Genomic DNA, 20,731 nt, shown 5'->3' with positions numbered 1-20,731 from the left:
CCCCCGGGAAAGGGGACGGCCGGGCACAGCCGGCCGGCGCTCGGGCCGGCCTGTGCGGCTGTCAGCCGTGCTTGGCGCGGCTCGCCGTGCGGCCGCGCTCCTTCTGGTCGAGGACGACCTTGCGGATGCGGACCGCCTCCGGGGTCACCTCGACGCACTCGTCGTCGCGGCAGAACTCCAGCGACTGCTCCAGGGAGAGCTTGCGCGGCGGGACGATCGCCTCGAAGGAGTCGGCCGACGCCGACCGCATGTTGGTGAGCTTCTTCTCCTTGGTGATGTTCACGTCCATGTCGTCGGAGCGCGAGTTCTCGCCGACGATCATGCCCTCGTACACCTCGGTGCCGGGGTCGGTGAACAGCACGCCGCGCTCCTGGAGGTTCGTCATCGCGAACGCGGTGACGGAGCCGGAGCGGTCGGCGACGAGGGAGCCGTTGTTGCGGGTCGTCAGGGTGCCGAACCACGGCTCGTGGCCCTCGTGGATGGAGTGGGCGATGCCGGTGCCGCGCGTACCGGTCAGGAACTCCGTACGGAAGCCGATGAGGCCGCGGGAGGGGACGACGAACTCCAGGCGGACCCAGCCGGAGCCGTGGTTCGACATGTTGTCCATGCGGCCCTTGCGGACGCCCATGAGCTGCGTGACCGCGCCCATGTGCTCCTCGGGGACGTCGATCGTCATGCGCTCGACCGGCTCGTGCACCTTGCCGTCGATCAGCTGGGTGACGACCTGCGGCTTGCCGATGGTCAGCTCGAAGCCCTCACGGCGCATCTGCTCGACCAGGATGGCGAGCGCCAGCTCACCACGGCCCTGGACCTCCCAGGCGTCCGGGCGCTCGGTGTCGAGCACGCGGAGGGAGACGTTGCCGATCAGCTCGCGGTCCAGGCGGTCCTTGACCTGGCGGGCGGTGACCTTGCGGTCCTTGACGGCGGACTTGGCGTCCGCGCCCTTGCCCGTGCCACCACGGCCGACGAGCGGCGAGGTGTTGGTGCCGATGGTCATGGAGATCGCGGGCTCGTCCACCGTGATCAGCGGGAGCGCGACGGGGTTCTCCGGGTCGGCGAGGGTCTCACCGATCATGATGTCCGGAATACCGGCGACGGCGCAGATGTCACCGGGGCCCGCCACCTCGGCCGGCTTGCGGGTGAGCGCCTCGGTCATCATCAGCTCGGTGATGCGGACGTTCTGGACCGTGCCGTCGCGCTTGATCCAGGCGACCGTCTGGCCCTTGCGCAGCTCGCCCTGCTCGACGCGGAGCAGCGCGATACGGCCGAGGAAGTTGTCCGCGTCGAGGTTGGTGACGTGGGCCTGGAGCGGCGCGTCCTCGTCGTACGTCGGGGCCGGGACGTGCTCCAGGATCGTGGAGAAGAAGGGCTCCAGGCTGGTGGAGTCCGGCGGGACCGTGCCGTTCTCCGGCTTGGTCAGCGAGGCGATGCCGTCACGGCCGCAGGCGTAGACGATCGGGAACTCGATCTGCTCCTCGTCCGCGTCCAGGTCGAGGAAGAGGTCGTACGTCTCGTTGACGACCTCGTCGATGCGCGAGTCCGGGCGGTCCGTCTTGTTGATGCACAGGATGACGGGGAGCCGCTGCTGGAGCGCCTTGCGCAGCACGAAGCGGGTCTGCGGCAGCGGGCCCTCGGAGGCGTCGACGAGCAGGACGACAGCGTCGACCATCGACAGACCACGCTCGACCTCGCCACCGAAGTCGGCGTGGCCGGGGGTGTCGATGATGTTGATCGTGATCGCGTCCCCACCGTCCTTGGGGTGGTACTTCACCGCCGTGTTCTTGGCGAGGATCGTGATGCCCTTCTCACGCTCCAGGTCGTTCGAGTCCATCATGCGGTCGTCGACGGAGTCGAGCTGGTGGGCGGCGAACGCGCCGGCCTGCTTCAGCATGCCGTCGACGATGGTGGTCTTGCCATGGTCGACATGGGCGACGATGGCGACGTTACGGATGTCGTGGCGCGTGGCCATATTGCGGCGTTCTCCCGGAGTGTGCGGACTGCCCTGCGCCGGATTCTGCTGCGCGGGACCTGCCGGGCTGGACACGCCACGGCCTCACCCCATGGTACGTGGCCCTGTGGGGGACGGCCTCCGCAGGGCCACGCAGGGCCGGTTCCGGTCGGCTCCCGGTCGGCTCCCGGTCAGCTCTTCGACGGGCTCGGCGCGGCCTTCGCGCCCTTCTTCAGGAAGCCCATGTCCTCGTAGACCGGGGTCTGGAAACCGAAGGCGCCCGCGTTGACCAAGGTCTTCCGGACGCCCACCAGCTGCGGGCGCTGGTAGAGCGGGATGGAGCCGGCGGCCGCCCAGATCCGGGTGTCGGCCTTGCAGATGAGGTCGCGCGACTCGTCCTCGTCCAGCGTCGAGGCGGCCTGGTCGAAGAGCTGGTCCACCTGGTCGGTGCCGACGCGGGTGTAGTTCTGCTCGACGTTCACCGAACCGTCGGCGGCGGGCGCGGGCTTGGCGAAGATCGGGCGGGCGTCGGTGGCCGGGAACGCGGAGGCGGGCCAGGAGTACAGGGCGAGGTCGAAGTCGCCGGCCGCGATGTGGTCCTTGAAGTAGCTCTCGTCCGGGACCTTGACGACGGTGGTGCGGATGCCGACCTTCGCCAGCATCACGGAGATCCGCCCGGCGACGGTGTTCAGGGTCTCCGAGCCCGCGCCGGTGGGGAGCACGAAGCGGAGGTTGAGCGCCTGGCCGTCCTTGGCGAGCGGACCGTTGACCGCGCCCGCGGGGGCCGCGGTGCCCTTGGGGGCGTACGCGCCGGGGGCGCCGCCCTGGCCGGTGTACTGCTTGCCGTCGGACTTGTCGTCGTGACTCTTGCCGTCGTCGCCCTTGTCGCCGTGCTTCTCGTCGCCGTGGTTCTTGTCGTCCTCGCCGACGATGTACTCGCCGTCCTTGCCGCCCTCGGACGGGTCCTCGTCGTCCTTGGTGGAGCTCTCCGGGCCGGCGGCCTTGTCGGGCTTCTTCCCTGTCTTGACCGGGCCGCCCGCCACCCAGCCGGCCTCCGCGAGCAGGGCCTGCGCCTCCTTGGTGTCCTGACCGCCCAGGGCACCGCTGTTGTCCGCGTAGGCCGGCTGGCCGGCCAGCGCGAGGTGGCTGCCGACCGGCTCGGCGGGCAGGCCGAGCGGGGTGAGCACCAGCCTGGCCAGTTCCTTGCGGTCCAGCGCGCGGGCCACGGCCCGGCGCACCCGCTCGTCGGCGAGCACCCCGCCGGCACCGTTCAGGGCGAGCTGGGTGTAGGCGGGCTCCAGCGACTTGCGTACGTCGAAGGAGCGCAGCGCCTCCTGCTCGGCCAGGTACCGGGTGATGGCCTCGCGCAGCTTCTTCCGGCTCGCGTGCGCCACCTCGCCCGACTCCATCCCGTGGGCGAGCGCCCAGGAGCGGAGCTTCTTGGCGCTGGTCCTGCCACCGCCCACGAGCGGGCTGCCCGCGCCGGTGCCGCCCGCGGCGCCGCCGATCCGCTGGGCCTCCGCCGCGTCGATGTCGGCGATGTCCACGGTCCCGTCGGCGAGCGCGGCGGACCGGTTCTCGCGGGCGACGGTGTGCAGCGTGATCTGGTCGAGCTTGGCGGGCTGCCCCCACCAGCGCGGGTTGCGGGTGAGGACGACGTCCTTGGCCGCGGTGTCGACCCTGTCCACCTTGAAGGGGCCCGCGGTGGTCCCGAGCTTGCGCCGGGCGCCGTCGTTGAAGGCGTCCGGGGTGCCCATGACGTCCTTCGGGTACAGCGGGGAGAACAGCGACTTCCAGTCGGCGTACGGACGGGAGAAGGTGACCCGGACCTGGAGGTCGCTGGCGCCGCGCTCGATCTTGGCGATGCGGTCGTACCCGGCGTTGCGGGCGGTCCAGTAGGCGCTGTCCGTGCCGGACAGGGCGCGCCACTGGGCGACGAAGTCGGCGGCGCCGATCTCGCGGCCGTCGCTCCAGACGGCCTGCTGGTTCAGCTTGTACAGCACCACCTGGCGCGGCTCGGTCTCGATGACCTTGGCCGACTCCAGGTAGGCCGGGTTCACCGCCGGGCGGCCGTTCGCGTCGGGCTGGAACATCGAGGGGAGCACGGCCTGGGCGACCCGGGTGGTGCCCGCGTCGGCGTCGGCCTGGTAGGCGTTCAGGGTCTCCGGCAGTGCGTCCATGGCCCACTTGACGGTGCCGCCCTCGGCGACTTTGCCCCGGCTGACCTGGGCGATGTCCTGTCCGGCCAGCGGGCGGCCGGCCTTCTCGTCCGAGCCGCAGCCGGCGAGGAGGGGCACCGCGAGGGCGCCCGCGGTGAGGAAGGCGGTCGCGCGCAGGACCGCACGTGAGCCGGCGCCGTCGTGGGACATCTCTGCTACCTCCGGAAAGCCGCGGGCGTGTTGACCACTTTTGGCGGTATATGGAGCTGATCAGATCTATGCACTAACTGAAAACGACCGCACCGGGGAAGACGGGGCGACACGACCGCGCCGGACGGCAACCCCACCCGTGCGGCGCAACCCCGCCCGCTCGCGGAGCCGCGCACCCGCCCATACGCTCCCGAAGGTGACGTCTTCCCCGGTCCGGGGCCGCCCCCGGCATGCCACGGCGCACATACGGGTGCGGGTCGCGCACGCGCTGGTGGGCGTGGTCGCCGGGGCGGGCTGGCTGGCGATCCCGGTCCTGGCGGCCCAGGAACCGGCGACCGCCTCACCGCCCGCGCACGCGACCCCCGCCGCGTCCGGGGCGGCCTCCGCTCCCCGCGACGACGAGTCGTCCGCCGTCGACCTGATCCTCCCGGTCGCCGTGCTCGGCACCGCCGGGGTGCTGGCCGCGTACGGCTGGGTACGCCGGAGCCGCCGCTCGCCCGGTGTGACCTCCGCCGCGCCGGCCGTCGCCGCACCGGCCGAGACCGACCGCCAGGCCCGCGCGGCCCTGGTCCGGGCGGACGACCGCGTCCGGACCTGCGAGGAGGAGCTGCCCTTCGCGGCCGCGCTCATCGACGAGCGCACCCTCACCCCCTTCCGCCGGGCGATCCACACCGCCCGCACCGAACTCTCCGCCGCCTTCAGCCTGTGGCAGCGGTACGAGGAGGGCGAACCCCACGATCCCGTGGACCGGCGACAGATCCTGGCCGGCGTCGTCGGCAGGTGCGCGGAGGCGGAGCGGGTGCTGGACGCGCGCGCGGCGGACCTGGACCGGCCGCTGGGCCCGGCGCTCGACATCGCGGAGAGGGCGTTCCGCGGGCTGGCAGCGCGTGCGTCGGACGGGCGGGCCACGGCTGCCGGACTGCGCGCACGGTACGGTCCTTCGGCCGGAGCACGGGCCGCCGGGTGCGTCGAAGAGGCCATGGACCGGCTGGTGTTCGCCACCTCCCGGATCAACGACGCCCGCCGCGCCGCCGACTCGGGTGAGGACGAGCGCGGGACGTGGCAACTCCGGTCCGCCGAGGGCGCCGTGGCGCAGGCCGGCATCCTGCTCGCCGGGCTGGACCGCACGGCCCGCCGGCTGCGGGAGGCCGCGGCGCTGGTACCGGCCGCGCTGACCGGGGCGGAGGCGGTACTGGCTGCGGCCGCACCGGCACCCCCGGGCGCGGACGGCACGCTGGCCGCCGTACGCGAGGAACTGACGGCGGGCCCGTACGACCCGCTGGCCGCGCTGCGGCGGATCACCCGCGCCCTCGTCCGGCTGCCCGGCGCCCGGACCGGGGTGCTGGACACCGCCGCCGACCTGGTGGCGCGGGCCGCGACCGGCGAGGCCGAGGACTTCGTCGCGGTGCACCGCGGCGCGGTGGCCGCCGACGCCCGCTCCCTCCTGGCGGCAGCGGTACGCACCCTCGCCGCACCGCACCCCGTCGAGGCGGCCGCCCTGGCCCGCCGGGCCCTGGAGTCGGCCGAGCGGGACGTACGGACGCGCGGGGTACCGGCGTCCGAGGCGGAGGACTCCGCCGGGGCGCTCCGGCGCGGGGAGCCGGACCACGACCCGCCGGTGAGCGACGGCGGCCCGGAGACCCACGACCACTCCCGCCCCCGACCGGACTGACGACGCCTCCGCCGGGCCCCTCAGAACAGGCTGAGCAGCGCCTCCGCCGGGTCGGTCAGCGGGCTGTCGGCACCGGGGAGCGGCAGCTCGAACCACACCGTCTTGCCGCGCGGGGTACGCCGGGAGCCCCAGGCCGCGCTGAGCAGCCCGACCAGTTGCAGCCCACGCCCGCCCTCGTCGGTGTCGCGGGCACGGCGCCTGCGGGGCTGGACCAGACCGGCGTCCCAGACCTCGCAGACCAGGGTGCGGTCCAGCAGCAGCCGGAGCCTGATCTCGCCCTCGCCGTACCGCAGGGCGTTGGTCACCAGCTCGCTGACCAGGAGTTCCGTGGTATCGACCAGGGGTTCCAGGTCCCAGCTGAGCAGCTGCGCCCGCGCGTACTCACGGGCCCGGCCCACGCTGCGCGGCTCGCGCGGCAGCGTCCAGTCGCCGACCGACTCGGCGGGCAGGCCCTGGACGCGGGCCATGAGCAGGGCGATGTCGTCCTCGCCGTGCCGGGTGTCGAGGCTGTTCAGGACGTGGTCGCAGACGTCCTCCAGCGGCCGGGAGGGGTCGGTGAGCGCCTGCACGAACGCCTGGAGCCCTTCGTCCAGCGGATGGTCGCGGGACTCGACCAGACCGTCGGTGTAGAGGGCGAGCAGGGCGCCCTCGGGCAGGTCGACGTCCACCTCCTCGAACGGCTCGCCGCCCACGCCCAGCGGCATCCCGGGCGGCACGTCGAGCATCAGCGCGGGCTCGCCGGGCTCCACCAAAACCGGCGGCAGATGCCCGGCGTTGGCGAAGGTGCAGCGCCGGGTGACGGAGTCGTAGACCGCGTACACGCAGGTGGCGAGGTAGACCTCGCTCAGGTCGGCGTCGCGCGGCTGGCGGGCCGCGCGGGTGGCCTGCTGCACCCCGCCGGGGGTGCCGAGACCGCGGGCGATCTCGTCCAGCGCGGAGAGCACCTCGGCCGGTTCGAGGTCGAGCAGGGCCAAGGTGCGTACCGCCGTGCGGAGTTCACCCATCGCCACGGCCGCCCGCAGGCCGCGGCCCATCACATCGCCGACCACCAACGCCGTGCGGTGGCCGGGTAGTTCGATGACATCGAACCAGTCGCCGCCGACCTCGGTGGCCGCGTTGCCCGGCAGGTAGCGGCAGGCGATGTCCAGGCCGGACGCCTCGGGGTCGCCGGGCGGGAGCAGGGACCGCTGGAGCATCAGCGCGCGTTCGTGTTCGCGCCGGTAGAGCCGGGCGTTGTCGATACAGACGGCGGCACGCGCGGCCAGCTCCACCGCGAGGTCGCGGTCCCGGTCCCCGAACGGCTCGCTGCCCTTGGTGCGGGCGAACTGCACGATGCCCACGACCGTGTCGTGCGCGACCATCGGCACGGCCAGCGTGGACTGCACGAGGCCGCCCTCCTCGGCGGGCACCCGCTGCGGCCGGGCGGTGCGCAGGGCGTCCGCGCAGGGCGAGCTGAACGGGAAGCGGTGCACCGCGCCCAGCTCCACCCGCTCCCCCGAGCCGCCGAACGGCGCGTCGGAGACGGCGCTGGCGAAGGCGACCCGGCGCAGTTCCGCGCTGCCGTCGGCCAGCTTGGGCGGGGCCTCGTCGCCGGTCAGCAGGGCCTGGTAGAGGTCGACGGTGGCCAGGTCACAGAAGCCGGGAACGACCACGTCGAGCAGTTCGCGGGCGGTCGTCTCCAGGTCGAGGGAGTTCCCTATCCGGGCGCCGGCCTCGTTGAGCAGGGCGAGGTTGCGCCGCGCGGAGGCGGCCTCGCGGGCGGCCTCGCGCCGGGCGGTGATGTCGGTGCCGAGCCAGGCCACCCCGATGGGGCGCCCGCTGCCGCTGTGCACGCGGTAGAGGTTGATGGACCAGTGCCGGCGCTCCTCGGAGTTCGGCACGAAGCCGGTGACATGCATGTCCGTGACGGAATCGCCGGTCTCCAGCACCCGGCGCATGGTGGCCGCCACGCGGTCGGCCTCGGCGCGCGGGAGATAGTCGTGCACGCCCCTGCCCCGGTGGTCGTCCGGGACCCCGCCGAAGATCGAGGCGAACCGCGAGTTGGCCCGCCGCACCCGCAGCTCGGTGTCGATCAGCAGGAAGCCGAAGGGAGATTGGCCGAAAATCGCCTGCGAGGCGGCGAGGTCGGTCTCCATACCGCGCAGGGTCCGCACGTCCACCACGATGCACACGGCGGCCTTGTCGCCCTCGGCGGTCCGGGTGGGCATGACGTAGACCTCGGCCATGCCCTCCTCACCGGGCGAGCCGTCCGGCGCGGCCGGCATCCGGAAGGGGACCACCCCGGTCCACTCCCGCCCGTCCAGGATCTCGGCCATCTTGCGCTGGCCATGGCTGCGCAGGTCGGGGTCGACGAACGCCTCGATCGGGTCGAGCCCCACGGCCCGCCCGGCGGGGACGCCGAAGAGCTGTTCGGCGCGCAGGCTCCACTGCTCGATCAGCCCGCCGGAACTCAGCGAGAAGGACGCGACCTTTATGTAGTCGTAGATCGAGCCGGGCGGACTGCTCTGCCACATGTCGGCGGGGGCCGCCTCCTCGGCGACCCGGGCCATCGCGCCGCCCGACGGGTCCTCGGACTCCGTGGCCTTCGCTGGTATCTCGCTCACGCGAACCGTCCCCTCCAGCTCACCGCGCCCGGCACCGGTCACCGGGGGCGGCTGCCCGCAGTATCCAGCACTACGGCGCCGCACGACACGGTGTTCACGATCACAGCTCGGTACGGGTGCCTTCCGGACCGGGCGGCGACAACACTTCCAGTCTTCTAACCAGGGAACACTGCCTCGAATCACGCGCCCGGCAACGCGCTTGCGCACCGGGGCACGAGCCGACCCACGCGGGGGCGCGCGCACCCACCGCGTACCCCCCGCTCACCCCGCCGTGCCCCCGATGCACCCGCCCGCGCTCCGGGTCGTACGGCGCCCGGGGGCATCATTCCGGGATGGCGAGTTCGAACCAGACGGTCTTGCCGCCGCCGCCGGGCCGGGTGCCCCAGCGGCGGGAGGAGCCGGCGACCAGCTGGAGTCCCCGGCCGCTCTCGTCCTCGGGGCGCGCGACACGCTCGCGCGGCGGGTCCGGCACCTGGTCGGAGACCTCCACCAGCAGGGCGCCGTCGAACTCGCCGGGGCGGACCAGACGCAGTCCGATCGGGCCGTCGGCGTGCCGCAGGGAGTTGGTCACCAGCTCGCTGACCAGCAACGCCGTCAGATCGGCGAGGAAGTCGAGGTGCCAGCCGCCCAACTGGCCCCGGACAGCGGCGCGGGCCGCGCGCGCGGCGCCGGGTTCCGAGGGGAACGTCCACTCGGCGCAGTCGCCCTCGGTGTCGAACACGCCGATCACTTCCCAGGCAAGCGAGCCCACCCATGTCCGATTTCATGGGGTTACTGGCCACCTACCCGGTATTCGGGGGCAGTACCGCGCAGGCCGGGGCATGGTGGCATGAACGGCGTACACGCCGCGAGGCCCGGTCCGGAGCCGGGTCCGTGCGCCGGGCCGCGCACCCGTACGCCGATCAGCGCGCCCGCGCGCCCAGGCGTGCGGCGATCTCACGGACGGCCGGGACGTCCTGGTCGAGCCAGGGGACCTCCCAGAGGCGGTCGGGGGTGAGCCAGCGCAGCTCGTCGTGGTCCTGGAGAGCCTCGGGGTCCGGGGAGCCCGGACGGAGCCGGGCCGTCCACACCCACAGCACGTAAGGGGATTTCAGGGGCCACTGGCCCGGCACGCGTTCGACCGTTTCGGACTCGATGCCCAGTTCCTCGCGCAGTTCGCGCACGAGGGCGTCGTCGGGTCGTTCGCCGGGCTCGACCTTGCCGCCGGGCAGCTCCCAGCGTCCGGCCAGCTCCGGGGGCCCGCTGCGGCGCGCGGCGAGCAGCCGGTCCCCGTCGAGCAGGGCGGCTGCCACCACCACGATCCGTTCGGTCATGGCCCGGAGCCTACGGGAGCGCGCGCCCGGCCGGCCGTGTCAGTTGCGCGTGCTCTCGCCGTGCTGACTCACGCGCTCCACGGAGTAGAGCTGCTTGTGCCCGTGGCCGTCGAGGCTCTCGGCGATCTTCTGGGCCTCGGCCCGGGTCGCGTACCGGCCGACACGGTAGCGATTGCCGTTGTCGTCCTGCCGTACGACGAGCCAGGACAGAACGACCGCACCCTCGTTCATCGCCCCCACCGTTTCCCTTCCCGTGCCCCTCCGCACCCGCCCCACCCGCTCCCTGTTCCGGGGCCCCGAGGTGTCCCGCCCGAGGAAACCGCGATACGCATATGCCCGAGCGTACGCCCAACCTTCACACAGCGAATACGGCTTTTCACGAAGAGGCACGCAACCGGCCAGAACGCGGGGGGCGCGCGAAATCGAACGCGCCGCGTCCGGCGAGGCCGGGGAACGAGTGCGCGAACCGGGCCGACCGGCGGCCAGCAGGCAGAACGGCCGGATCGCGGCGGGACGGCGAGGTCGGGCGCGCGGTTCGCACACGCACGCCCACCCCGGGGGGCGCGTCCGGTGTGCGCCACCGCACCGGGGTCCTACCGCACGGAGAGGTGGTACGCGACCTGATAGCGGTCGGCGGGGATGACGACGTCGGCGGTCTCCACCGGTCGGCCCGAGGCGTAGTAGGTGCGCTGGATGACGAGGACCACATGGCCGGGGACACCGCCGAGGAGGAGCAACTCCTCGGCGAGGCCGGGGCGGGCGCCGACCTCCTCGGTGACGTTGTCCACGATCACGTCGATGGCGCGCATCCGCTCGACGACGCCCATCCCGCCGAGCGGACCCTCCTCGGGCAGCATGACCGGGGTGCGGCCGGTCACGGCGAGCGGCTCCCAGGAGGTGGAGAGCATCATCGGCTCCCCGGCGTCCCGGAACAGGTACTTGGTGCGCATCACGCGCTCGCCCGGCTGGAGGCCGAGCCGCTCGGCGATCTCCGCCGCCGCCTCCGCCCGCTCGCTGCTGGACTCCCAGGTGCCGCGCGCGGTCGCGTCGGCCTGTTCCTGCCGGAAGGGGGTGGCCCCGCCCTGGGGGCGGTACCCCGAGCGGGCCACACTGCGGGGCACCGGCCGCTCGCGCACATAGGTGCCCGAGCCGGACCGCCCCTCGACCAGCCCCTCGGCCATCAGCACCTTGCGGGCCTCCAGCGCGACGGTGTCCGAGACGCCGTACTCCTCGCGGATGCGGGCCTGCGACGGGAGACGGGTATGGGGCGGCAGTGAACCGTCGACGATCTTCTGGCGGAGATCACCCGCCACACGCAGGTACGCCGGCTGCTCACCGAATGTCACTGGCCGCTCCCATCAGGTTGTACAGACAGCAACAGCCTGGCAACCGTGGGTTGTGCCATGCAAGCAAAGGCCAGAGAATCACTCGATGTGATGACGGGGTGCCGCGCACACCTGCGTCCAGCGACTTTCTCCCGCCAGGGGCGCCCCTCTCCGGCGCGCGGCGGCTTTCTCCGCCCATGACTCCCCCACCGAGCCTGGATCACACCTCGAGTCCTCCCCCTCGGGCGGCCGATTCCGGGGGGCGGGAAACACGGACATCGGTACCGTTCTCGGGACGAGTCGCGGCAGCGGGGCGGACGCGGACCCCGGCCGGGCTACCGTACGAACGCGCGCGGGGGTGAGCGGGTCCGGCCAGGACCGGAAAGCGACCGGGCTCCGAACGGGCCACGCGCGGAACGGACTTGGGGGCGGGCAGAGCGTGGGGGACGGAATGAGCGACGGCGGTATACGGGCGGTCAACGGCCTCACCGCGAGGTGGGCGCGGACGGTCGCGGCGGACGACGGGACGGCGTTCTCGGCGGCCGGGGTGTGGCCGTTGCTGGCCTTCCTGGCGGACGGCGCGGGCGGCCACGCGCGGGCGGAACTGTCGGAGGCGCTCGGCGTCCCCGCGGATGTGGCGGCCTCCGTGGCCCGTACACTCCTCGCCGAACTGGCCTCGGTGACCGGCCTGGACGCGGCACTCGGCCTCTGGACCCACCAGTCGTTACGCCTCCGGGACGACTGGCGGGCCGGGCTGCCCGCCGGGACACAGGGCACCTTCGGCGACGACCTGATCACCGCGCAGGAACGCCTCGACGCCTGGGCGGCAGAACGCACCGGCGGCCTGGTCGAGCGGATGCCGCTCAGACTCACGCGGGACGCCCGGCTGGTCCTGGCGAGCGCCCTCTCCCTGCGTACGGAATGGCGCCGGCCCTTCACCGAGACGCCGCTGCGCCCGGAGCACGGGCCCTGGCGGGGCCGCACCCTGCTCGGCCTGTTCCGCCGGTCGGTGCGGCCGGACCGGGTCGGTGTGGCGGCGACACCGGGCGGCCATGTCACCGCGCTGACCGTCCCCGGGGACAACGGCATCGACATCCACCTGGTGCTCGGTGACGAGGGCATGACCCCGGGTCAGGTCATCACGGCCGGGGTGGGCCTGGTGGAGCGCACGCTCCCGTTCACCGAGGGCGGCCGGCTGCCTCTGGGGCACGTGGGACCGGGCCTGCACGTGGAGCAGCGCCCGTCCGCGACCCCGGAGCCGTTGGCCCTGGACGTCCGCACGGTGGCGTACGAGGTGCGCGCCGACCACGACCTGCTGGCCGACCCGCACCTCTTCGGCCTGCCCACGACCCCGAACGCGCACTTCCCCGGCATCACCGGCACGCCCCTCACGATCGGCGCGGCCCGCCAGTCGGCGGTGGCCCGGTTCAGCGCGAGGGGGTTCCAGGCCGGAGCGGTGACGGCGGCGGCAGCCACCCCGGGCGCCGCCCCACCCCGACTCCCCCACACCACCACCGTCCTGACCCTCACCTACGACCGCCCCTTCGCCTTCCTCACCACCACCCACACCCCACGCCTCCTGCTGACTTCGGGGTGGGTCACCAGCCCGACCCCGTACCCCGCCATGCACCTGAGCCCCGCGAACACCTCATGAGCAAGCGACTGATCACCCTGTACACGGCGCTCCCGACCCCCCTGGGCGTCCCCGCGTCCCTCCCCGGCGACGCGATCAGCCACCCGGCCTGGCCCTGTGGACCCTGGCGGCCATGCCGTCCTCGGCTCTGACGACCATCGCCTGGTTCCGCGCGAGCACCCTGCTCCCCGCCGGCTATGAACCGGACCCGGCACCGGCCACCGCCCTGGCCCTCACCTTCCACCTGACCCCAACCGCCCTGAACGTGAGTGCCCTGCCGCTCCTCCACAGGGCGGTCAGCAAGTGCCCCTGCCTTGTCCCGCACATGACCTCAGCCCCGCTACCCCCGGACCACATCAGCCATTCAGCGACTCCCCATTTCGCCGCGCGAAAGGCTGCACCGGAACGCGGCTACGGCGGAGCTGAACGTCGAACACAAGGATCACACCTGCGAAAACCGGGGTTCGAAATAGGTATTCCCGGCACGGAAGTGACGCCCCAGCACGTTTAACACTCACCGATCAGTAGTGATACCGGGCAGTGAGGATGACGATCTCCTTGTGAGTCACCAGATGGACGAGGTGATGCTCTTCGTCGATCCGTCGCGACCAGGCCCGATGCAGGTGATACTCCAGCGCTCCGGCTTGCCGATGCCAGCGAAAGGGTCACGCCTGACATCTTCGATGAGCTTGTTGATCCGGGCGCGCATCTTGCGGTCGTTCTTGAGCCAGGACGTGTAGTCCTCCCAGCCCTGATCCTCGAATACGAGCCTCACGTCGGCCGAGACAAGCACCGCATTGCCGTGCTTGGAGACGATCTCGACGGCCTCATGGTTCTCGTTGACCTTTTTGATCAACGGAAACAGTTCCTTGCGCGCTTCACTCGCAGTTATGGACATGACTGTTTTTTTCCATCGAGCGGTACTCAATAACGTACCACTCTTGGTGTCATCTCAGAGGGGAACCGACTGATGGCCACTCAGCCGATCCAGCACCCATCCGGCACGGGGAAAGGCCAGGGGTCCACCTCCGGAGAGACGGACCTTATCTGACCTCCACGTTTGCCACGTCAACGACGTGGTGTCATTTCATCCGCTCACACGTTGAACCGGAACTCCACCACATCCCCGTCCCGCATCACATACTCCTTGCCCTCCATCCGGGCCTTCCCCTTGGCGCGGGCCTCCGCCACGGACCCCGTGTCGATGAGGTCCTCGAAGGAGATGACCTCCGCCTTGATGAAGCCCTTCTGGAAGTCGGTGTGGATGACGCCGGCGGCCTCGGGGGCGGTGGCGCCCTTGGGGATGGTCCAGGCGCGGGATTCCTTGGGGCCGGCCGTGAGGTAGGTCTGGAGGCCGAGGGTGTTGAAGCCGACGCGGGCGAGGGTGGCGAGGCCGGGCTCCTCGGCGCCGACGGACTCGAGGAGTTCCATCGCGTCCTCCTCGTCCAGCTCCGCGAGGTCCGCCTCCAGCTTGGCGTTGAGGAAGATCGCCTCGGCCGGGGCGACCAGCGCGCGCTGGGCGTTCTTGAAGTCCTCGTCGGTCAGCTCGTCCTCGTCCACGTTGAAGACGTAGAGGAAGGGCTTGGTCGTGAGGAGGTGCAGGTCGTGGAGGAGTTCCGCGCGCTCCGAGCCCTGGAGGATGCCCTGGGAGGAGAGGGTGTCGCCCTTCTCCAGGATGTCCTTCGCCTCCTCGACCGCCTTCACCTTCGGCGCGACGTCCTTCTTGATCCGCGATTCCTTCTGCAGGCGCGGCAGGACCTTCTCGATGGTCTGGAGGTCGGCGAGGATCAGCTCGGTGTTGATCGTCTCGATGTCGTCCTTGGGCGAGACCTTGCCGTCGACGTGCACGACGTTCTCGTCCTTGAAGGCACGGATGACCTGGCAGATCGCGTCGGACTCGCGGATGTTCGCCAGGAACTTGTTGCCCAGGCCCTCCCCCTCGGAGGCGCCGCGCACGATGCCCGCGATGTCGACGAAGTCCACCGTCGCCGGCAGGATGCGCTCCGACGAGAAGACCGACGCCAGCCGGGCCAGCCGGCCGTCGGGCACGCCCACCACGCCGACGTTCGGCTCGATCGTGGCGAACGGGTAGTTGGCCGCCAGCACGTCGTTCTTGGTCAGGGCGTTGAACAGGGTCGACTTGCCGACATTGGGCAGGCCGACGATTCCGATCGTGAGCGACACGTTGCGACTTCCCGTAGAGGAGTGGGCCAGGGGCTGCCAGGGCCCAGGGGACACCGGCCGATCCATTAGTTTACGGCGTCCGCGACGGGCTGTACGCGGGAGCGTCCCCCGCCCGGTCGGACCGGTCCCCGGACATGTCTCCGGCGTGTCTGAAGGGCGATTCGGCACATAAACAGACCTAAGTTGGTCCAGTGGAGCAACACAGAACGCGACCTCCGAAAGACGGGCCGCGACGCGGCACACCCACGCCCGCGCACCTTCCGCCCCAGGCCCGGCGCGGTCCGGACGCCGCGCGCCGCTCGGCCGGGGTGCCCGTCGTGGCCCGCCGCGGCCCCGAGGCCGTACGCGGCCCCGTCGCCGAGCCCAGCCCCGCGCCCACCGGCCGGCGCTTCCCCGACCCCCGGCTCACCGGGCTCGGCGGCGGCCTGTTCTGCGTGGCGTCGATGCTGGTGCTCGGGGCGCTGGACGCCCTGTTGTTCGAGTCCCTGATCGCCTACGGCGTGCTGTTCCTGCCCGTGTGCGTGCTGACCGCGCTCTGGGTGCGCGCCGGCGACGTGCTGACCGCGCCCGTCGCCCTGCCGATCGCCTTCGGCGCCGGGCTCTTCCCGCTCGCCGACGGCAGCGCGGGCTTCCCCGGCTCCCTGATGGGCGTCTTCACCGGCCTCGCCACCCAGGCCGTGTGGCTGTACGGCGGGACGCTGGTCGCGGGCGTGATCGTCCTCGTACGCCGGGTGCGCTGGGTCCGCGCCAGACGGCGCCGAGCGTAGAGCCGACAGCGCATGGCGCCGCACCCGAGTGAGCGATCCGAAACTCCTGGCGCGGTGCCTCCGTGCTGCCCGACCGAGCCGTCCGGGCGGAAGGCATGCCGTTGCACACCGTGTGAGACCCCCCGCGAGCTGATCTGTCGCGCGTCGCGCGTCGCGCCTTGGCGCCACGCCGCTTCCCGCTGCGAACTCTCACTGAAACCGGTGTACCCACGTGCTTCACGACCGGGTGGTCATACCCACCTGCCTGCCTCTGGTCCGGCGTCGCTGCCGCGCGTGCGCGTCCGGCCGTTTCCGGGCGAACGGGAAGTTCCGTGTCAACGCCCACCACAAGCTCGTCGACGTCTGGCTGCTCGTGCTCTGCACGGGCTGCGGCGGCACCGCGAAGCTCACGGTCCTGGAGCGGGCGAACATCCGCTCGGTACGGCCCGAGCTGCTGGACCGGCTGCACGACGACGACTCCGCCCTCGCGGCCGAGCTGCTCCAGGACCCGGTCGTACGGCGCCGTAATCGCGTCGCTCTCGACCGGTACGGCGCCTGGCGGCTCGACACCGGCGGCCCGGACCACCTGGACCGCGAGGTGATCGACGTCGCGGTCCGCTTCGCGGCGCGGGTCCCGGTCCGTCCGGTCCGGCTGATCGCCGAAGGGTGCGGGCTCACGGGGGCGAGGTCGGCCGGCTGATCGCGCGGGGCAGCCTCGTGTCGGCGGTCCGGCTCGACAGCGGACTGTCCGGCGACTTCACCTTCACGCTCAAACGCTGTCCGGGCCGGGGGCCTGCCCGGCCCGGACAGGCCCCCGGCACCACCACCGCGCTACTCCGCCGAAGCCCGCTGCTCCGCGCGCATCGCCGCGCCCACGATCCCCGCGTTGTTCTGGAGCTGGGCCGGGACGATCTCGGCCTTGACACCGGTGATGTGCGGGAGGAACTTGTCGGCCTTGCGGCTCACCCCGCCGCCGATGATGAACAGGCCGGGCGAGAACAGCATCTCCAGGTGCGCGAGGTACTTCTCGACCCGCCGCGCCCAGTGCTCCCAGCTGAGGTCGCCGTCCTCCTTGGCCTTGCTGGACGCCTTCTTCTCCGCGTCGTGGCCGTCCAGCTCCAGGTGGCCCAGTTCGGTGTTGGCGACCAGCACGCCGTCGGTGAAGACCGCGCTGCCGATGCCGGTGCCGAAGGTGAGCACGATGACCGTGCCCTTCCGTCCGCGCCCGGCGCCGAACCGCATCTCGGCGAGGCCGGCCGCGTCCGCGTCGTTGACCAGCGTGACCGGCAGGCCGCCCAGCTTCTCGCTGAACAGGGTGCGGGCGTCCGTGTCGACCCAGCGCTTGTCGACGTTGGCCGCGGTGAGGATGGTGGCGCCGTCCTGGACCACTCCGGGGAAGGTCAGCCCGACCGGGCCGGTCCAGCCGAAGTGGTCGATCACTTCCTTGACGCCGTCGGCGACACCCTCGGGCGTCGCCGGATGCGGGGTGAGCACCTTGCAGCGCTCCTGGGCGAGATCGCCCTTGTCCAGGTCCACCGGGGCACCCTTGATGCCGGACCCGCCGATGTCCACGCCGAAGATCTGCATGGCCATACGTTACGACGTACGACTGACGGTCACGCCCCGGGCGTGCCGATTCCGCCGCGCTGGGCCACCAGTGCGGCGGCTTCCTCGCGCAGGTCGCGGCGGAGTTCCTTGGGCAGCGAGAAGGTGATGGACTCCTCGGCCGCCTTGACCAGCTCCACGTCGCCGAAGCCGCGCCGGGTCAGCCACTCGAGGACCTCCTCGACCAGGACCTCGGGGACGGAGGCGCCGGAGGTGACGCCGACCGTGGTGACGCCTTCCAGCCAGGCTTCGTCGATCTCGCTCGCGTAGTCCACGAGGTACGCCTCGCGGGAGCCGGCCAGCTTGGCGACCTCGACCAGCCGCACGGAGTTGGAGGAGTTGCGCGAGCCGACCACGATGACCAGCTCCGCCTCGGCGCCCATCTGCTTCACCGCGAGCTGGCGGTTCTGGGTGGCGTAGCAGATGTCGTCGCTGGGCGGGGAGACCAGGCCGGGGAACTTCGCCTTCAGGGCGTCGACGGTCTCCATGGTCTCGTCCACGGAGAGGGTGGTCTGGGAGAGCCAGACCACCTTGGAGGGGTCGCGGATCTCGACCTTGGCGACGTCCTCGGGGCCGTCCACGAGCTGGATGTGCTCGGGGGCCTCGCCGGAGGTGCCGATGACCTCCTCGTGCCCCTCGTGCCCGATCAGGAGGATGTCGTAGTCGTCCTGGGCGTAGCGGACGGCTTCCTTGTGGACCTTGGTGACCAGCGGGCAGGTGGCGTCGATGGTGGCCAGCTGTCCGCGCTTCGCCTCCTCGTGCACGGCCGGGGCGACGCCGTGCGCGGAGAACATCACGATGTGGCCGGGCGGCACCTCGTCCGTCTGCTCGACGAAGATCGCACCCTTCTTCTCCAGGGTCCGCACGACGTACTTGTTGTGGACGATCTCGTGCCGGACGTAGATCGGGGCCCCGTACTGTTCCAGGGCCTTCTCGACGGCGATCACGGCGCGGTCCACACCGGCGCAGTAGCCACGGGGGGCGGCGAGCAGGACACGGCGGCCAGGCGAAGCGGTCATGCGTCCCATCGTAAGGCCGGGTGCCGGACCCCGTAGATCCCCCCGGGGGGTGTCCCCCGGCGCACCCCCGTTGTCGGTGGCGGCCGTTACGCTCGCCGCATGGCTGTGAACACGTCGCCCGAGGCCCCGCTCCCGGTCGGGGAGGTCTCCCGGCTGATCGGACGCTGGATCGACCGGCTGGGCGCGGTGTGGGTCGAGGGGCAGATCACGCAGTTGTCGCGGCGGCCCGGTGCCGGGGTGGTGTTCCTGACCCTGCGCGACCCCTCGCACGACATCTCGGTGAGCGTGACCTGCTACCGGCAGGTGTTCGACGCGGTCGCGGACGTGGTCGGCGAGGGCGCGCGGGTCGTGGTGCTCGCCAAGCCGGAGTGGTACGCCCCGCGCGGGCAGCTCTCGCTGCGGGCGGCGGAGATACGGCCGGTGGGCGTGGGTGAGCTGCTGGCGCGGCTGGAGCAGCTGAAGAAGTCACTGGCCGCGGAGGGGCTGTTCGCGGCGGACCGCAAGAAGCCGCTGCCGTTCCTGCCGCAGCTGATCGGGCTGGTGTGCGGCCGGGCCTCGGCGGCGGAGCGTGACGTGCTGGAGAACGCCCGGCACCGCTGGCCCGCCGTGCGCTTCGAGGTGCGCAATGTGCCGGTGCAGGGGGTGCACGCGGTGCCGCAGGTGGTCCAGGCGGTGAAGGAGCTGGACGCGCGGGACGACGTGGACGTGATCGTGGTGGCCCGTGGCGGGGGCAGCGTGGAGGATCTGCTGCCGTTCTCCGACGAGGAGCTGATCCGGACGGTGGCCGCCTGCCGTACGCCGGTGGTCTCGGCGATCGGGCACGAGCCGGACACCCCGCTGCTGGACCTGGTGGCCGACCTGCGCGCCTCCACGCCGACCGACGCGGCCAAGAAGGTCGTCCCGGACGTGGGCGAGGAACTGGCGCGGGTACGGATGCTGCGCGACCGGGGCCGGCGGTGCGCGCACGCCCTGCTGGAGCGCGAGGAGCGGGGGCTGGCGCACGCGCTGGCCCGGCCGGTGATGGAGCACCCGCACCGGATGCTGGACGAGCGGGCCGAGCAGCTGGACGCACTGCTGGGCCGCGCCCGGCGCACGCTGGGGCATCTGCTGGACCGGGCGGAGTCGGAGCTGACACACACCCGCGCGCGCGTGGTCGCCCTCTCCCCCGCGGCCACGCTCCGGCGCGGCTACGCGGTCCTGCAGAAGGCGGACGGCCAAGTGGTCCGCGACCCGGCCGGGGTGACCGCCGGCGAACCGCTGCGGGCGCGGGTGGCGGCGGGCGAGTTCGCCGTACGGGTCGATGTCGGCGGCGATGCGTAGGGTGGGCGGATGAGCGGCAAGGTGGACGAGGCGCTGTCGTACGAGCAGGCGCGGGACGAGCTGATCGAGGTCGTGCGGCGGCTGGAGGCGGGCGGTACGACGCTGGAGGAGTCCCTCGCGCTGTGGGAGCGTGGCGAGGAGCTGGCCAAGGTGTGCCGGCGCTGGCTGGAAGGGGCGCGGGAGCGGCTGGACGCGGCGCTCGCTGAGGAGGGGCATGGCGAGGAGGAAGCGGAGGGCGAGTAGCGGGCCGGAGGTCCCTGTCGCGGGACTTTGTTAAAGCTTGAACTTCTTGGCGTAGGGTCGGGCCCGTCATCAGGTCCCGTACCGGGGACCTGCACGAATCCCAGGAAGTCACAGATGTCTCTCGTTCTCGACCCGGCCGCCCAGGACCTGCTGTTCCGTGAGGCCCGCACCGCGAACTCCTTCACCGACGAGCCGGTGACCGACGAGCAGGTCCGCGCGATCTACGACCTGGTCAAGTACGGCCCCACCGCCTTCAACCAGACCCCGCTGCGGATCACCCTGGTCCGCTCCCCCGAGGCCCGCGAGCGCCTGGTCGGACACATGGCCGAGGGCAACCGCGCCAAGACCGCCACGGCCCCGCTGGTGGCGATCCTCTCGGCGGACAACGAGTTCCACGAGGAGCTGCCGGCCCTGTTCCCGGCGTTCCCGCAGGCCAAGGACGCCTTCTTCGCCGAGCGCCCGGTGCGTGAGCGCTCCGCCGTGCTGAACGCCGCGCTCCAGGCCGCCTACTTCGTCGTCGGCGTCCGCGCCGCCGGCCTGGCCGCGGGCCCGATGACCGGCTTCGACCCCGAGGGCGTCCGCAAGGAGTTCCTGGACGACGACCACGCCCCGCTGATGATCGTCAACATCGGCCGCCCGGCCGCGGACGCCTCGCACCCGCGTGGCCCGCGCCTGTCCTACAGCGACGTGATCACGACCGTCTGAGCAGCGCCCCCTCGGCCGCTCACGGCCGGCGCGAAGGCCCCCGGAA

Annotated in this window: 16 protein-coding genes and 3 pseudogenes; 7 read left to right on the top strand and 12 right to left on the bottom strand. The window is 72.2% G+C overall.

The features are described 5' to 3' along the window. Positions 1-61: 61 nt before the first annotated feature. Together typA and ACFWN1_RS20930 are read right to left on the bottom strand one after the other, a co-directional pair. Complete coding sequence (gene typA, locus ACFWN1_RS20935) at positions 62-1,969, bottom strand: translational GTPase TypA (RefSeq protein WP_384363997.1); 1,908 nt, start codon at positions 1,967-1,969, stop codon at positions 62-64. A gap of 170 nt (positions 1,970-2,139) precedes the next feature. Beyond that, complete coding sequence (locus tag ACFWN1_RS20930) at positions 2,140-4,317, bottom strand: ABC transporter substrate-binding protein (RefSeq protein WP_384363995.1); 2,178 nt, start codon at positions 4,315-4,317, stop codon at positions 2,140-2,142. Between the two features lie 196 nt (positions 4,318-4,513). Here ACFWN1_RS20930 and ACFWN1_RS20925 point away from each other — a divergent pair, with 196 nt between their 5' ends. Then, positions 4,514-5,989 carry a hypothetical protein gene (locus ACFWN1_RS20925; RefSeq protein WP_384363993.1) on the top strand — a complete coding sequence of 492 codons (1,476 nt, stop codon included), beginning with the start codon at positions 4,514-4,516 and terminating at the stop codon, positions 5,987-5,989. Between the two features lie 20 nt (positions 5,990-6,009). On the opposite strand, the gene ACFWN1_RS20920 is transcribed toward ACFWN1_RS20925, so the two are convergent. From ACFWN1_RS20920 to ACFWN1_RS20900, 5 genes are all read right to left on the bottom strand, one after another. After that, entirely contained in the window at positions 6,010-8,592 is a 2,583-nt protein-coding gene (locus ACFWN1_RS20920; protein WP_384363991.1) for a SpoIIE family protein phosphatase, read from the bottom strand. A gap of 322 nt (positions 8,593-8,914) precedes the next feature. Next, positions 8,915-9,343, bottom strand: coding sequence for an ATP-binding protein (locus ACFWN1_RS20915; protein ID WP_384363989.1), 429 nt, complete (start codon positions 9,341-9,343; stop codon positions 8,915-8,917). A 151-nt stretch (positions 9,344-9,494) separates the two neighbouring features. Further along, positions 9,495-9,905, bottom strand: coding sequence for a (deoxy)nucleoside triphosphate pyrophosphohydrolase (locus tag ACFWN1_RS20910; RefSeq protein WP_384363987.1), 411 nt, complete (start codon positions 9,903-9,905; stop codon positions 9,495-9,497). 39 nt (positions 9,906-9,944) lie between these two features. Next, positions 9,945-10,136: an SPOR domain-containing protein gene (locus tag ACFWN1_RS20905; protein ID WP_384363985.1), complete on the bottom strand. Its 192-nt coding sequence runs from the start codon at positions 10,134-10,136 to the stop codon at positions 9,945-9,947. Between the two features lie 362 nt (positions 10,137-10,498). Further along, positions 10,499-11,251: a GntR family transcriptional regulator gene (locus tag ACFWN1_RS20900; protein ID WP_384363983.1), complete on the bottom strand. Its 753-nt coding sequence runs from the start codon at positions 11,249-11,251 to the stop codon at positions 10,499-10,501. A 430-nt stretch (positions 11,252-11,681) separates the two neighbouring features. Here ACFWN1_RS20900 and ACFWN1_RS20895 point away from each other — a divergent pair, with 430 nt between their 5' ends. After that, positions 11,682-12,884 (top strand): serpin family protein, encoded by a 1,203-nt coding sequence (locus ACFWN1_RS20895; RefSeq protein WP_384363981.1) that lies wholly within the window; start codon positions 11,682-11,684, stop codon positions 12,882-12,884. A gap of 500 nt (positions 12,885-13,384) precedes the next feature. Here ACFWN1_RS20895 and ACFWN1_RS20890 read toward each other — a convergent pair. From ACFWN1_RS20890 to ychF, 3 genes and pseudogenes are all read right to left on the bottom strand, one after another. Next, a pseudogene (locus tag ACFWN1_RS20890) lies at positions 13,385-13,638 on the bottom strand (Txe/YoeB family addiction module toxin). After that, positions 13,639-13,761 (bottom strand): annotated as a pseudogene (locus tag ACFWN1_RS20885) (type II toxin-antitoxin system Phd/YefM family antitoxin); the annotation flags it as partial. A gap of 197 nt (positions 13,762-13,958) precedes the next feature. After that, positions 13,959-15,047 carry a redox-regulated ATPase YchF gene (gene ychF / locus ACFWN1_RS20880; protein ID WP_384363979.1) on the bottom strand — a complete coding sequence of 363 codons (1,089 nt, stop codon included), beginning with the start codon at positions 15,045-15,047 and terminating at the stop codon, positions 13,959-13,961. A 317-nt stretch (positions 15,048-15,364) separates the two neighbouring features. Between ychF and ACFWN1_RS20875 the strand changes: the two genes are divergently transcribed. Both ACFWN1_RS20875 and ACFWN1_RS20870 read left to right on the top strand, forming a co-directional pair. Then, positions 15,365-15,814: a DUF6542 domain-containing protein gene (locus ACFWN1_RS20875; RefSeq protein ID WP_384363977.1), complete on the top strand. Its 450-nt coding sequence runs from the start codon at positions 15,365-15,367 to the stop codon at positions 15,812-15,814. Between the two features lie 211 nt (positions 15,815-16,025). After that, a pseudogene (locus tag ACFWN1_RS20870) lies at positions 16,026-16,570 on the top strand (DUF1062 domain-containing protein); the annotation flags it as partial. 54 nt (positions 16,571-16,624) lie between these two features. Here the strand turns inward: ACFWN1_RS20870 and ppgK are convergent. Further along, positions 16,625-17,380 (bottom strand): polyphosphate--glucose phosphotransferase, encoded by a 756-nt coding sequence (gene ppgK / locus ACFWN1_RS20865; RefSeq protein ID WP_384363975.1) that lies wholly within the window; start codon positions 17,378-17,380, stop codon positions 16,625-16,627. Between the two features lie 29 nt (positions 17,381-17,409). Further along, positions 17,410-18,426 (bottom strand): 4-hydroxy-3-methylbut-2-enyl diphosphate reductase, encoded by a 1,017-nt coding sequence (locus ACFWN1_RS20860; RefSeq protein ID WP_384363973.1) that lies wholly within the window; start codon positions 18,424-18,426, stop codon positions 17,410-17,412. Between the two features lie 90 nt (positions 18,427-18,516). Here ACFWN1_RS20860 and xseA point away from each other — a divergent pair, with 90 nt between their 5' ends. From xseA to ACFWN1_RS20845, 3 genes are all read left to right on the top strand, one after another. Next, the gene (gene xseA / locus ACFWN1_RS20855; protein ID WP_384363971.1) at positions 18,517-19,737 is read left to right on the top strand and encodes an exodeoxyribonuclease VII large subunit; all 1,221 of its coding nucleotides are present in this window, start codon (positions 18,517-18,519) and stop codon (positions 19,735-19,737) included. A 9-nt stretch (positions 19,738-19,746) separates the two neighbouring features. Beyond that, positions 19,747-19,980, top strand: coding sequence for an exodeoxyribonuclease VII small subunit (locus ACFWN1_RS20850; RefSeq protein ID WP_384363969.1), 234 nt, complete (start codon positions 19,747-19,749; stop codon positions 19,978-19,980). A gap of 114 nt (positions 19,981-20,094) precedes the next feature. Beyond that, on the top strand, positions 20,095-20,685 hold the full coding sequence (locus tag ACFWN1_RS20845) for a malonic semialdehyde reductase (RefSeq protein WP_384363967.1): 591 nt from the start codon (positions 20,095-20,097) through the stop codon (positions 20,683-20,685). Positions 20,686-20,731: the final 46 nt, after the last annotated feature.

This window comes from Streptomyces sp. NPDC058459, from assembly GCF_042721685.1.
GTDB lineage: Bacteria > Actinomycetota > Actinomycetes > Streptomycetales > Streptomycetaceae > Streptomyces.
Note: the sequence above shows the minus strand (reverse complement) of the source record. Positions and strands in the feature narration are given on the sequence as shown.

Bases quoted from the DNA above. Each gene is read 5' to 3' on its own strand.
- typA (WP_384363997.1), bottom strand. From the start codon at position 1,969: ATGGCCACGCGCCACGACATCCGTAACGTCGCCATCGTCGCCCATGTC.
- ACFWN1_RS20930 (WP_384363995.1), bottom strand. From the start codon at position 4,317: ATGTCCCACGACGGCGCCGGCTCACGTGCGGTCCTGCGCGCGACCGCC.
- ACFWN1_RS20910 (WP_384363987.1), bottom strand. From the start codon at position 9,905: ATGACCGAACGGATCGTGGTGGTGGCAGCCGCCCTGCTCGACGGGGAC.
- ACFWN1_RS20905 (WP_384363985.1), bottom strand. From the start codon at position 10,136: ATGAACGAGGGTGCGGTCGTTCTGTCCTGGCTCGTCGTACGGCAGGAC.
- ACFWN1_RS20895 (WP_384363981.1), top strand. From the start codon at position 11,682: ATGAGCGACGGCGGTATACGGGCGGTCAACGGCCTCACCGCGAGGTGG.
- ppgK (WP_384363975.1), bottom strand. From the start codon at position 17,380: ATGCAGATCTTCGGCGTGGACATCGGCGGGTCCGGCATCAAGGGTGCC.
- ACFWN1_RS20860 (WP_384363973.1), bottom strand. From the start codon at position 18,426: ATGGGACGCATGACCGCTTCGCCTGGCCGCCGTGTCCTGCTCGCCGCC.
- xseA (WP_384363971.1), top strand. From the start codon at position 18,517: ATGGCTGTGAACACGTCGCCCGAGGCCCCGCTCCCGGTCGGGGAGGTC.
- ACFWN1_RS20850 (WP_384363969.1), top strand. From the start codon at position 19,747: ATGAGCGGCAAGGTGGACGAGGCGCTGTCGTACGAGCAGGCGCGGGAC.
- ACFWN1_RS20845 (WP_384363967.1), top strand. From the start codon at position 20,095: ATGTCTCTCGTTCTCGACCCGGCCGCCCAGGACCTGCTGTTCCGTGAG.